Raw genomic sequence first — 12539 nt, forward strand, 5'->3', positions numbered from 1 at the left:
GATGGCAGCGGGGCGGCCCGGGCGGGCCGCCGACGAGGGGGAGGGCACGACATGACCAGCCGTCTGCTGATGCCGGTGCGCGTCCGTGCCGCGGGGACGCCCGGGGAAGAGGTCGCCGGGTCCCGTCGTCCCACCGCGATCCTCGACCACGGGCATCCGCTCGTGGCGGAGCTGGTGTCCCGGGTGCGGCGCGAGTCCGAGGTGCGCGGAGCGGTCACGGACCGCGCCCGGCTCCAGGTGGCGCACGGCGTCCTCGTCGCCGCGGTGCGGCCGGTGTACTCGGTCGAGGACCTCCGTCGGGTGTCGCGCACGCTGCGGCTCGGCCGCGGCTCGTGCAGCCAACGGATGGCGGCCCTGGAAGCCGTGGCCCGCTCGCTCGGCGTGCCGACCCGGGTGCGCGGCCTGGTCGTCGACGGCACCTTCTGGTACCCGAGGTTCCCGGGGCTGCGGGCGCTCGTCCCGGAAGAGGTCCTGCTGGCCTGGCCGGAGTTCGGGCTCGACGGCGCCTGGGTGTCGATCGCGGAACTGTTCGCCGACCTCGGCCCGGCCGGGCACGGCGGCGGGTTCGCCAACTCCGGTGCCGAGACCCTCTTCGAGGCCGTCGCCCGGACCACGGTGGACTGGGACGCGCCGGCCGCGTGTGCCGGCCCGGCCCCTTGCGGCCCGTCCGCCCACCTCCGGATCGACCTCGGCCGCTTCGCCTCCCGCGACGAACTGTTCGCCCTCCACGGCCAGACCCTGTGTCGCCCCGCCCGGACCCTCGCCGAGCCGGTCCTCGGGCGCTGGAGCGCGGGGGCGGGCACGACGGGCCGGGCCCCCTCCGCCGCCTGACGGCCCTCCCCGGCCGGCGGATCCTCCGTCCGGTCCGCGCCCCGCTCCTCCGGCGGGAGCGGCGGCCGGCGTGCGGACGGCGGGCCGCAAGGCGGTGCGGCCCGGGAGCGCGCCTCTGCCGCACATGCGGAGCCCTCCCGCCCGGTGGACGGCAGGGCCTCCGCGGCACCACGGCGGCGGGGCCTTCGGGGCCGTGGCTTCCGGGGCCGGGGCCCCCGCCTTTCGGGACGGCCCTCAGGGAGCGTGGCGGTCGCGTGCCCCCAGTCCCTCGTCGTCGGTGTCCGTCCAGAGCCCGGAGTCGTACGGGGCGTCGGGGATGGTCACCAGGCTCTCGGCACGTCCGGCGGTGGGCGCGGGAGGTGCGCCCCGCTCCGCCTCGACGCGGCGTTCCAGCTCTTCCACCGCGTGCTCCAGGTCCTGGAGGCGGCGCTTGACGGCTGCCAGGTCGTCCTGAACGGACTATGGGGCCCTCACTTCTGCGAGCGGCTTCGGCGGGAGCGTCGCGCGCCGCGCCCTGCCCGGGAAGCCGTCTGCACGGGATTCCGGTCGTCCGGAGCGTCCGGCCTCCGACGGGTTGGGCCGCACGAGTGGGGTTTTCCGGGCGTGCCGCCGTGTCGCCGTGGCCGAATTCCCCTCGTCCTTTTCAGTGTATGAGCAATAGGTCTGATCATCTCCAAATGGAATAAATCTGGATGAAGGGGTACAAGTCATGTCCCAGATCGGCGCCCCTCGCGGGGGGACATGCTCCGGGAGCCCCCGTTCCCGCACCCTCGGCTCCGTCGCCGCCTTCACCAGCGCGGTGCTCGCCCTGGCCGTCCTCACCGGATGCAGTTCGAGCGACGGGGCCGACGACACCCCGGCCGCCGCACAGGACAACGCACCCACCGCGCGGGACCGGGTCGCCGACGGGGGGACCCTCCGTTGGGCCGTCGATGCGATGCCCACCACCTTCAACGTCTTCCAGGCCGACGCCAACGGCGCCACCTCACGCATCGCCGGGGCCGTGCTCCCGGCCCTCTACACGCTCGACGAGCGAGGCCGGCCGCGGCTGAACCCCGACTACCTGGAGTCCGCCCAGGTCATCGAGACCGAGCCCAAGCAGGTGGTCCTCTACAAGCTCAACCAGCAGGCGGTGTGGAGCGACGGCCGGGAGATCGGCGCACCGGACTTCGTGGCCCAGTGGCGCGCCCTGAGCGGCCGTGACACCGCGTACTGGACGGCCCGCAACGCCGGCTACGAGCGGATCGAGAAGATCGAGCGCGGCAAGAACGACCTGGAGGTGCGGGTCACCTTCGCCAAGCCCTACGCCGACTGGCAGTCCCTCTTCTCCCCGCTTTACCCCAAGCAAGTGATGGGGTCCCCGAACTCCTTCAACGACGGTGCGCGGACCACCCTCAAGGCCACTGCAGGACCGTTCCTGCTGAAGGCCGTCGACCAGAAGGGCGGCCATGTCACCCTGGCCCGCAACCCCCGCTGGTGGGGGCAGCAGGCCAAGCTCGACAGCCTCGTCCTCAAAGCCGTGCCCCGGGCCGACCGGGTGACCGCCCTCGCTGCCGGCAATCTCGATCTGGCCGAGATTGATCGGTCCGCGGTCGAGCGGATCGCCCTTGCCCTCCGGGACGCCCGCGCCGGTCGGAGCGGCGCCCAGGCCGCCCTCCTGCACGGCCCCGGCTCCTCGATCACCCCGGCCAAGGCCCTGAAGTCCTGGGCCCTGGCCCACGGCTCCGACGAGGAGAAGGCGGAGGAGGTCACGGCCGCCCGCAAGAAGAACCAGGAAGCCGTCGACCGCTATGCGAGCACCCAGGACGGCCTGGCCAAGTACGTGGTCCGCAAGTCCCTGGAACCCGCTTACACCCAACTCTCGCTGAACGGCGAGTCCGGTCCGCTCGCCGACGAGCGGGTCCGACGTGCGGTGGCGCGGGCCATCAACCGTCAGGAGCTGGCCGAGACCGTACTGAAGCCGTTGGGCCTGCCGGCCAAGCCGCCCGGCAGCCACCTCGCCCTCGCGGGCCAGGCGGCGTACGCGGACAGCAGCGATGCGCTCGGCAGTCAGGACACCCAAGAGGCGCGGGCGCTCCTCGCCGATGCGGGCTGGGTCCCCGGAGGCGCGGCCCGGAAGCCCGAGGGCGCCGAGGCGGGCAGCGAGTCGGAGAAGAAGGACGCGGAGAAGAAGGACGCGGAGAAGAAGGACGCGGAGAAGAAGGACGCGGAGAAGAAGGACGCGGAGAAGAAGGAGGGGGAGAAGAAGGAGGGGGGCGCGGAGAAGAAGAAGGAGGAGAAGGAGGACGCGGAGAAGAAGGACGACGACGAGAAGGCCGCCGGAGCCAAGAAGAAGGCCGCCGACACCGCCTCGGACGAGGGGCTCTACATCGTCGGCGACGACAAGCCCGGTGCCCGCCGGGCCCTGCCCGCCCCCGTCATCGGCGCGAGCGGCCCGGAGAACGGCACCCACGTCCTCGCCCCCGCCGCTGCCGCCGCCCGGCAGCGTGCCGCCCTCCTCGCCCGGGCCGAGGCCCTCGACACCGGCTCCGGCGCCCGTGCCGCCCAGTCGGCCGCCAAGCCGGACCAGGGGATGGCGGGTGCCTACGCGCCGCGTGGCAGCGCCGCCCCCGTGACGGTTCCCGAGGCGGCGCAGGCCCTGGGCAAGGACGGAAAGGCGCTCAGCCTCCGCTTCGTCCTGCCGTCCGGGCCCGGCTCCGAGTCCCTGCGGACGGTCGGCGACCGGATCGTGCGGATGCTCGACGCGGTCGGCATCCGGACCGAGGTCACCAAGGTCTCCGACGAGAGCTTCTTCAAGGACCACATCGCCTCCGGCGACTACGACCTCGCCCTCTACTCCTGGCCCGCCTCCGCCTTCCCCGCCACCGACGCCCGGCCGATCTTCGCCAAGCCCGAGCCGGCCGCGGACGGCTCGCTCCTGGTCGAGCAGAACTACTCCCGGGTCGGGACCGACCGGATCGACCAACTGTTCGACCAGGCGGTGGGGACGCTCGACGAGGAGGAGGCACGCGAGCTCGTGCGCCAGGCCGACGCCCGGATCTGGGCCGTGGCCGGATCCATTCCCCTCTACCAGCGCCCGCAGCTCGTCGCCGCCAAGGCCGACCTGGTGAACGCCGGGGCCTGGGGGCTCGCCGCCCCCCGCTACCAGGACATCGGGTTCAAGAAGCCCGAAACGACCAAGGGTACCGAGCGCAAGAGTTGAAAGCACGGGCCGCAAGCTCAGAAGCAGCTCAAGTTCCTTGCCCGCCGGGGACTCCGGCGGGCAGGATCGCGGCGGCCCCTTGACCCGGACCGCATGACGTTCCCCACACCCTGAAACCCTCCAGTAGACCCTCTCGGATCCAGCCGGGGAAGCCCCTTGCACGGCAGCCCCGTACCATGGGACGTAGCCGTGGCGCGTCCGCCCGGCGGGCGTAAGAGGAACTGACGCCGCATCCCACGATCCGAGAGAAGCGCAAGCCACCCATGCCCACGCGCCACGACATCCGCAACGTCGCCATCGTCGCCCACGTCGACCACGGCAAGACGACCATCGTCGACGCCATGCTCAAGCAGGCCGGTGCCTTCGCCGCCCACCAGCAGGTCGACGACCGAGTCATGGACTCGAACGACCTGGAGCGTGAGAAGGGCATCACGATCCTCGCCAAGAACACGGCGGTGAAGTACCACCCCAAGGACGGCGGGGCCCCGATCACGATCAACATCATCGACACCCCCGGCCACGCCGACTTCGGTGGCGAGGTCGAGCGCGGTCTGTCGATGGTCGACGCCGTCGTCCTCCTGGTGGACGCCTCCGAGGGTCCGCTGCCGCAGACCCGCTTCGTGCTGCGCAAGGCCCTCCAGCAGCGCAAGCCCGTCATCCTCTGCATCAACAAGACGGACCGCCCGGACTCCCGGATCGACGAGGTCGTCAACGAGACCTACGACCTCTTCCTGGACCTGGACGCGGACGAGGACCAGATCGAGTTCCCGATCGTCTACGCCTGCGGCCGTGACGGCATCGCCTCGCTGACCAAGCCGGAGGACGGCACCGTTCCGCAGGACTCCACCAACCTGGAGCCCTTCTTCTCCACGATCCTGGAGCACGTCCCCGCCCCGACGTACGAGGAGGACGCGCCGCTCCAGGCCCACGTCACCAACCTCGACGCCGACAACTTCCTCGGCCGTATCGCGCTCCTCCGGGTGGAGCAGGGCGAGCTGCGCAAGGGCCAGACGGTCGCGTGGATCAAGCGTGACGGCACGATCTCCAACGTCCGCATCACCGAGCTGATGATGACCGAGGCGCTCACCCGCAAGCCGGCCGAGGTCGCCGGCCCCGGTGACATCTGCGCCGTCGCCGGCATCCCGGACATCATGATCGGCGAGACGCTGGCCGACCCGGAGAACCCGGTCGCGCTGCCGCTGATCACGGTCGACCAGCCGGCCATCTCCATGACCATCGGCACCAACACCTCGCCGCTCGTCGGCCGTGGCGGCACCGGCAAGGGCGCGGACGCCAAGACCGCGGTCAAGGACCGGAAGGTCACCGCCCGTCAGGTGAAGGACCGTCTGGACCGCGAGCTGATCGGCAACGTCTCGCTCCGCGTCCTCGACACCGAGCGTCCGGACGCCTGGGAGGTCCAGGGTCGTGGTGAGCTCGCGCTCGCCATCCTGGTCGAGCAGATGCGCCGCGAGGGCTTCGAGCTCACCATCGGCAAGCCGCAGGTCGTCACCAAGGAGGTCGACGGCAAGCTCCACGAGCCGGTCGAGCGCCTCACGGTCGACGTCCCCGAGGAGCACATGGGTGCGGTCACGCAGCTCATGGGCGTCCGCAAGGGCCGCATGGACAACATGTCGAACCACGGTTCCGGCTGGGTCCGCATGGAGTTCGTCGTCCCGTCGCGCGGTCTCATCGGCTTCCGCACGGAGTTCCTCACCAACACCCGCGGCACGGGCATCGCCCACTCGATCCACGAGGGCCACGAGCCGTGGTTCGGCCAGCTGGTCACCCGCAACAACGGTTCGCTGGTCGCCGACCGCGCGGGTGCGGTCACCGGCTTCGCGATGACCAACCTCCAGGAGCGCGGCGTCCTCTTCGTGGACCCGGGCACCGAGGTGTACGAGGGCATGATCGTCGGCGAGAACTCCCGCTCCGACGACATGGACGTCAACATCACCAAGGAGAAGAAGCTCACCAACATGCGCTCCGCCTCCGCCGACTCCTTCGAGGCGATCGTTCCGCCGCGCAAGCTCTCCCTGGAGCAGTCGCTGGAGTTCTGCCGCGACGACGAGTGCGTCGAGGTCACCCCGGAGGCCGTGCGCATCCGCAAGGTCGTCCTGGACCAGAAGGAGCGCGGTCGTTCCGCTTCCCGCGCCAAGAACGGCTGAGTAAGGTCGCATGCGGTCGAGGGAAGCCGGGTAGATCGTGACCCTGTGATCTTCGCCGCTCACGACTGACGCGACGTCAGAACCGGAGCCCGGACCCCCACGGACGCTGTGGGGGTCCGGGCTTTTCGTCAAGTTCCGTCAACCACATTTCACGGCCAGGGTGTCCGCATATCGGTGATCGCTCTCCGGTACGCGTGTTAACAGTCCGTTTCGGGTGTGTCTGTCTGTGCTCATTTTGTCCGGATTTCGGTCTCCCGGGCCTTGGCGATGTTGTCAAACCGAGACCACTTAAGTGTGGTTTACGGCCCGGACGTACTTAATAGTTGGCTGCATTGAGCTCGGGTCAATGGGTCACGCACTGTGGGGAGTGCCGACTCACGAGCACACTCGGGGCACTTGAGTCCAAGCCGTCAGGGGTGTCGGCGAAACTCGAAGTGCCTCTCTTGTAGTGACAAAGTGGACTCATGAGGAGGAACCCATGCGCGGTGCCAAGAGCGCCAAGTGGGTAACGGGCGCGATCATCGTCGCCCTTGCTGCGACCGCCTGTGGCGGGGGTAAGAGCGATGGCGGCTCCGACGCCAAGGGCACGGTGGACCCGAACGGGATCTACTCCGTCGAGCTCGGTGAGCCGGAGAAGCTCCTGCACACCGGTGACACCATGGAGTCCAACGGCTCCCTGGTCATGTCTGGCCTGTTCTCGACCCTGGTCGACTACAAGGCCGACGGCTCTCTCGAGATGATCAACGCCGAGTCGCTCACCACGAGCGACTCGAAGACGTGGACCGTCAAGCTCAAGCCGGGCTGGACCTTCCACGACGGCACCCCGGTCACCTCCAAGTCCTTCGTGGACGCCTGGAACTGGAACGCCAACATCAACAACGCCATGGGCCTCGCGTCCTGGTTCGCCGACATCAAGGGCTACGAGGCGCTCCACCCGGAGGCCGAGGGCGCCAAGCCGACGAGCGACAAGCTCGAGGGCCTGAAGATCGTCGACGACAACACCTTCACCATCGAGCTGAAGTCGTCCGTCCCGGCCTTCGGTCACAAGCTCGCGTACATCCCCTTCGCGCCGCTGCCCGCGTCCTTCTACGCGGACCCGAAGGCCGCCGGTGAGAAGCCGGTCGGCAACGGTCCCTACAAGTTCCAGTCGTGGGACCACAAGAAGCAGATCAAGATCGTCCGTTACGACGACTACAAGGGCCCGAACAAGGCGAAGAACGGCGGTGTGGTCTTCAAGAACTACACCGGCCTCGAGGCCGCGTACGAGGACCTGAAGTCCGGCAACCTGGACGTCCTGCGTCAGGTCGGTCCGAAGGACCTGCCGGTCTACCACCAGGACCTCGGCGACCGCGCCGTGGACGCCGACCACTCCGCGATCCAGTCGATCGCCGTCGCGTTCTACGCCGACCAGTGGACGAAGCCGAAGCCGGTCGACGTCAAGGTCCTCCAGGGCCTCTCGATGGCCATCGACCGCGACACCATCACCAAGACCGTGCTCCAGGGCACGCGTGAGCCGGCGACCGGCTGGGTGGCCAAGGGCGTCCTGGGCTACCAGGAGAACGCCGCGGGCGACGTCACCAAGTTCGACCCGGCCAAGGCCAAGGAGCTCATCAAGGCCGGTGGCGGTGTCCCCGGCAACAAGATCTCCATCCAGTACAACGCGGACGGCGGCCACAAGGAGTGGGTCGAGGCGGTCTGCAACAGCATCGCCCAGTCCACCGGCGTCCAGTGCACCGGTGACAGCAAGCCGGACTTCCAGGCCGACCTCGCGGCTCGCAAGAGCAAGCAGGTCAAGTCGATGTACCGTTCGGCCTGGTCGCTCGACTACCCGATCAACGGCAACTTCCTGAGCGACCTGTACCGCACGGGCGCCGCGGGTAACCAGGGTGGCTTCTCCAACAAGGAGCTGGACGCCAAGCTCGCCGCCGCCGAGAGCGCCAAGACGCTCGACGAGTCGGTGAAGCTGTTCCAGGAGGCCGAGAAGGACCTGGTCAACTACATGCCGGCGATCCCGCTCTGGTACTACAAGGTCAACGCGGGTTACTCCGAGAAGGTTTCGGGCGTCAAGTACGACCAGGCCGGCGACCCGATCCTGAACCTCATCGAGGTCAAGAAGTAATTACCCCAGCGTAGTCCGCACGCCGACGTGGGGACTGACGGATCGTCAGTCCCCGCCCGGCATCCTACGCAGTGGCCGGGGGGCCCTTCGGGAGAGCAACCGTGTATCCATCGGGAACACGGTTCCCGAGGGTGCCCGCCCGGCTTCCGCTGTGACATTTCAACGGAGGCATGATGGGGCGCTATGTCGCACGACGACTGCTCCAGATGATCCCGGTTTTCCTCGGGACAACCTTTCTCATCTTCTTCATGGTCTACAGCCTGCCCGGCGACCCCGTTCTCGGGCTGTTCGGCGACAAGGGCGCAGACCCGGCGACCTTGGCCGCGAAGAGACATGAGCTGGGACTGGATCTGCCGATCTGGCAGCAGTACTGGAACTACATGACCGATATCATCCTGCACTTCGACTTCGGCAACCAGATCCGCAATGGTCGCCCGGTCACCGAAGTGTTGGGTGACGCGTTCCCCATCACGCTGCAACTCGCGGCTCTGGCCTTCGCGTTCGAGCTGACCTTCGGCATCGGTCTCGGCATCATCGGCGGCCTCAAGGCCGGCCGACTCGCGGACAACGCCATCCTGATCTTCACCCTCCTGATCATGTCGATCCCGGTCTTCGTGCTGGGCTTCATCATCAAGATGGTCTTCGCCTTCCAGCTCGACTGGATCGCCCCCAACGTCAGCACCGAACAGAAGTGGTCGGAGCTGATCGCGCCGGCGATCGTGCTCGGTGGACTCTCCCTGGCCTACGTCGCGCGACTGACCCGGACCTCGATGGCCGAGAACCTGCGCGCCGACTACATGCGCACGGCCGTCGCCAAGGGCCTGCCGAAGCGCCGCATCGTCGGCGTCCACCTGATGCGCAACTCGATGATCCCGGTCGTCACCTTCCTCGGCACCGACATCGGTGCGCTGATGGGTGGAGCCGTCGTCACCGAGGGCATCTTCAACATCAAGGGTGTCGGTGGCGTCATCTACGAGTCGATCACCCGCCGCGAAGGCACCACGATCGTTGGCCTCGTCACCATCCTGGTGATCATCTACCTCGTCACCAGCCTGCTCATCGACCTGCTGTACGCGGTCCTGGACCCGAGGATCCGTTATGCCTGACGTGACCAAGACCGCCGCTCCGGCAGACGGCTCCGTCGACACCCCCTCCGTCGTCAAGGACGCCGCCTCCGCGCCGAAGCAGGAGAAGGCCCGCTCCCTGTGGGGAGACGCCTGGCGTGACCTGCGGCGCAACCCGTACTTCATCGTGTCGTCGGTGCTGATCTTCTTCCTGCTGCTGATCGCCGCCTTCCCGGGGTGGTTCACGAGCGCCTCGCCGACCGCGGGTGACCTCGTCCACCACTACGTGGGCAAGCCCGAGCTGAGCAAGATCGGCTCCGAGGGATGGCTCGGCTACGACATCCAGGGGCGTTCCGTCTACTCCCGCCTGATCCACGGCACCCGTGCCTCGATCATGGTCGGCGTCGCCGTCACCGCGATCGTCACCGTCATCGGCGGCATCATGGGCATGATCGCCGGTTACTTCGGCGGCGCCGTCGACGCGGTGCTCTCCCGCATCACCGACATCTTCTTCGGCATCCCCTTCCTGCTCGGCGCCATGGTCGTCCTGCAGTCCTTCACCGAGCGCACCATCTGGGTCGTCGTCTTCGCCCTGGCGTTCCTCGGTTGGACCCAGATCACCCGCGTCATGCGCGGTGCCGTGATCACGGTCAAGCAGGCCGACTACGTCCACGCCGCCAAGGCGCTGGGCGCCGGAACCACCCGGATCCTGTTCAAGCACATCCTGCCCAACGCCATGGCTCCGGTGATCGTCGTCGCCACCATCGCGCTCGGCGGTTACATCTCGGCCGAGGCCACCCTGTCGTACCTCGGTCTGGGCCTTGCCGCTCCCACGGTCTCGTGGGGCGTCGACATCTCCGCCGGTGTCCAGGCGATCCGCACGTCGCAGCACATCCTGCTGTACCCGTCGATCATGGTGAGCATCACCGTCCTGGCGTTCATCATGCTCGGCGAAGCGGTCCGCAACGCCCTCGACCCGAAGCTGCGCTGAGGAGGGCGTAAATGACCACCATCGACAAGACCTCGACGGTCCCCGCGCCGCGCGACGGCGACCACCACGACGGTCCGCTGCTCGAAGTCCGCGACCTGCACGTGGAGTTCCACACCCGTGACGGGGTGGCCAAGGCAGTCAACGGCGTCAACTACTCCGTCGACGCCGGTGAGACGCTGGCCGTGCTCGGCGAGTCCGGTTCCGGCAAGTCCGTGACCGCCCAGGCCATCATGGGCATCCTCGACATGCCGCCCGGCAAGATCCCGCAGGGCGAGATCTTCTTCCGCGGTCAGGACATGCTCAAGATGTCCTACGAGGAGCGCCGGAAGATCCGCGGTCGCAAGATCGCGATGATCTTCCAGGACGCGCTGTCCTCCCTGAACCCGGTGCTGTCCGTCGGCTACCAGCTCGGTGAGATGTTCCGCGTCCACCACGGTCTGTCCAAGAAGGACTCCAAGGCCAGGGCCATCGAGCTGATGGACAAGGTCAAGATCCCCGCCGCCAAGGCTCGGGTCTCCGACTACCCGCACCAGTTCTCCGGCGGCATGCGCCAGCGCATCATGATCGCCATGGCGCTCGCCCTGGAGCCGGACCTGATCATCGCCGACGAGCCCACCACGGCTCTCGACGTGACGGTCCAGGCCCAGGTCATGGACCTCCTCGCGGAGCTCCAGCAGGAATACAACATGGGCCTGATCCTGATCACCCACGACCTCGGCGTCGTCGCCGACGTCGCGGACAAGATCGCCGTGATGTACGCCGGCCGGATCGTCGAGCAGGCGCCGGTGCACGAGCTGTACAAGCGCCCGGCCCACCCGTACACCCGGGGGCTGCTGGACTCGATCCCGCGCCTGGACCAGAAGGGCCAGGAGCTCTTCGCGATCAAGGGCCTGCCCCCCAACCTGCTGAACGTGCCGACCGGTTGCGCCTTCAACCCGCGCTGCGTCATGGCCGACGACATCTGCCGCACGGAGATCCCGGCGCTGGTGCCCGTCACCGAGCAGGACGGCGCGGACCTCCCGGGCCGCAAGAGCGCCTGCCACCTCTGGAAGGAGACGATCCATGGCTGACCTCAGCACGAACGGCGAGGCCTCCGTGGGCCGCGGTGAGCCGATCCTCCAGGTGCGCAACCTGAAGAAGCACTTCCCGCTGACCCAGGGCATCCTCTTCAAGAAGCAGATCGGTGCGGTCAAGGCCGTCGACGGGGTCTCCTTCGACCTCTACAAGGGCGAGACCCTCGGCATCGTCGGCGAGTCCGGCTGTGGCAAGTCCACGGTCGCCAAGCTCCTGATGAACCTGGAGCGGGCCACCTCCGGCGAGGTCTTCTACAAGGGCCAGGACATCACCAAGCTGTCCGGGCGCGCGCTGAAGGCCGTCCGCCGCAACATCCAGATGGTGTTCCAGGACCCGTACACCTCGCTGAACCCGCGGATGACGGTCGGCGACATCATCGGCGAGCCCTTCGACATCCACCCCGAGGTGGCCCCCAAGGGCGACCGGCGCCGCAAGGTGCAGGAGCTGCTGGACGTCGTCGGCCTCAACCCGGAGTACATCAACCGGTACCCGCACCAGTTCTCCGGCGGTCAGCGCCAGCGCATCGGCATCGCCCGCGGCCTCGCGCTCAACCCGGAGATCATCATCTGCGACGAGCCGGTCTCGGCGCTGGACGTCTCCGTCCAGGCGCAGGTCATCAACCTGATGGGGAAGCTGCAGGAGGAGTTCAACCTCTCCTACCTCTTCATCGCGCACGACCTGTCGATCGTCCGGCACATCTCCGACCGCGTCGGCGTCATGTACCTCGGCAAGATGGCCGAGATCGGTACGGACGAGGAGATCTACGACCACCCGACGCACCCGTACACCCAGGCGCTGCTCTCCGCGGTGCCGGTGCCGGACCCGGATGCCCGCGCGCACCGCGACCGGATCATCCTCACCGGTGACGTTCCCTCGCCGGCCAACCCGCCGTCGGGCTGCAGCTTCCGCACCCGTTGCTGGAAGGCGCAGGAGAGGTGCTCGCAGGAGGTGCCGGTGCTGGCGATCCCGAGCGGCTTCCAGGGCCTGGACACCCCGGTCGCGCACGCCTCGGCGTGCCACTTCGCCGAAGAGCGGCACGTCGTCCCCACGTCCTGACGCGGGGTCGGACGACCAACGGCCGGTCCCGGTGCCC

General features: G+C 68.5%; 9 protein-coding genes. 8 read left to right on the forward strand and 1 reads right to left on the reverse strand.

What is annotated here, in order from left to right; all coding sequences use genetic code 11:
* Nucleotides 1-51: 51 nt before the first annotated feature.
* Complete coding sequence (locus ACFW2Y_RS03730) at nt 52-831, forward strand: transglutaminase domain-containing protein (protein WP_384872992.1); 780 nt, start codon at nt 52-54, stop codon at nt 829-831.
* 234 nt (nt 832-1065) lie between these two features.
* On the opposite strand, the gene ACFW2Y_RS03735 is transcribed toward ACFW2Y_RS03730, so the two are convergent.
* Complete coding sequence (locus ACFW2Y_RS03735) at nt 1066-1275, reverse strand: hypothetical protein (protein ID WP_384873018.1); 210 nt, start codon at nt 1273-1275, stop codon at nt 1066-1068.
* Between the two features lie 265 nt (nt 1276-1540).
* On the opposite strand from ACFW2Y_RS03735, the gene ACFW2Y_RS03740 reads away from it, so the two are divergent.
* From ACFW2Y_RS03740 to ACFW2Y_RS03770, 7 genes are all read left to right on the forward strand, one after another.
* Nucleotides 1541-4033, forward strand: a complete 2493-nt coding sequence (locus ACFW2Y_RS03740) for an ABC transporter family substrate-binding protein (protein WP_384872995.1) — start codon at nt 1541-1543, stop codon at nt 4031-4033.
* A 263-nt stretch (nt 4034-4296) separates the two neighbouring features.
* A complete protein-coding gene (gene typA / locus ACFW2Y_RS03745) occupies nt 4297-6198 on the forward strand; it encodes a translational GTPase TypA (protein WP_384872998.1) in 1902 nt (633 codons plus the stop codon).
* Nucleotides 6199-6676: 478 nt separating this feature from the next.
* Complete coding sequence (locus ACFW2Y_RS03750; RefSeq protein WP_384873000.1) at nt 6677-8317, forward strand: ABC transporter substrate-binding protein; 1641 nt, start codon at nt 6677-6679, stop codon at nt 8315-8317.
* Nucleotides 8318-8490: 173 nt separating this feature from the next.
* Nucleotides 8491-9423: an ABC transporter permease gene (locus ACFW2Y_RS03755; protein WP_384873021.1), complete on the forward strand. Its 933-nt coding sequence runs from the start codon at nt 8491-8493 to the stop codon at nt 9421-9423.
* Nucleotides 9416-10372: an ABC transporter permease gene (locus tag ACFW2Y_RS03760; protein WP_384873003.1), complete on the forward strand. Its 957-nt coding sequence runs from the start codon at nt 9416-9418 to the stop codon at nt 10370-10372. Before ACFW2Y_RS03755 ends, ACFW2Y_RS03760 begins: the two co-directional genes overlap by 8 nt.
* 11 nt (nt 10373-10383) lie before the next feature.
* On the forward strand, nt 10384-11442 hold the full coding sequence (locus tag ACFW2Y_RS03765) for an ABC transporter ATP-binding protein (RefSeq protein WP_384873005.1): 1059 nt from the start codon (nt 10384-10386) through the stop codon (nt 11440-11442).
* Nucleotides 11435-12502 carry an ABC transporter ATP-binding protein gene (locus ACFW2Y_RS03770; RefSeq protein ID WP_384873007.1) on the forward strand — a complete coding sequence of 356 codons (1068 nt, stop codon included), beginning with the start codon at nt 11435-11437 and terminating at the stop codon, nt 12500-12502. The genes ACFW2Y_RS03765 and ACFW2Y_RS03770 overlap by 8 nt, the downstream gene beginning before the upstream one ends.
* Nucleotides 12503-12539 lie beyond the last annotated feature (37 nt).

Source organism: Streptomyces sp. NPDC058877, assembly GCF_042742855.1.
Lineage (GTDB): Bacteria > Actinomycetota > Actinomycetes > Streptomycetales > Streptomycetaceae > Streptomyces.

Bases quoted from the DNA above. Each gene is read 5' to 3' on its own strand.
- ACFW2Y_RS03730 (WP_384872992.1), top strand. From the start codon at position 52: ATGACCAGCCGTCTGCTGATGCCGGTGCGCGTCCGTGCCGCGGGGACG.
- ACFW2Y_RS03740 (WP_384872995.1), top strand. From the start codon at position 1,541: ATGTCCCAGATCGGCGCCCCTCGCGGGGGGACATGCTCCGGGAGCCCC.
- typA (WP_384872998.1), top strand. From the start codon at position 4,297: ATGCCCACGCGCCACGACATCCGCAACGTCGCCATCGTCGCCCACGTC.
- ACFW2Y_RS03750 (WP_384873000.1), top strand. From the start codon at position 6,677: ATGCGCGGTGCCAAGAGCGCCAAGTGGGTAACGGGCGCGATCATCGTC.
- ACFW2Y_RS03755 (WP_384873021.1), top strand. From the start codon at position 8,491: ATGGGGCGCTATGTCGCACGACGACTGCTCCAGATGATCCCGGTTTTC.
- ACFW2Y_RS03760 (WP_384873003.1), top strand. From the start codon at position 9,416: ATGCCTGACGTGACCAAGACCGCCGCTCCGGCAGACGGCTCCGTCGAC.
- ACFW2Y_RS03765 (WP_384873005.1), top strand. From the start codon at position 10,384: ATGACCACCATCGACAAGACCTCGACGGTCCCCGCGCCGCGCGACGGC.
- ACFW2Y_RS03770 (WP_384873007.1), top strand. From the start codon at position 11,435: ATGGCTGACCTCAGCACGAACGGCGAGGCCTCCGTGGGCCGCGGTGAG.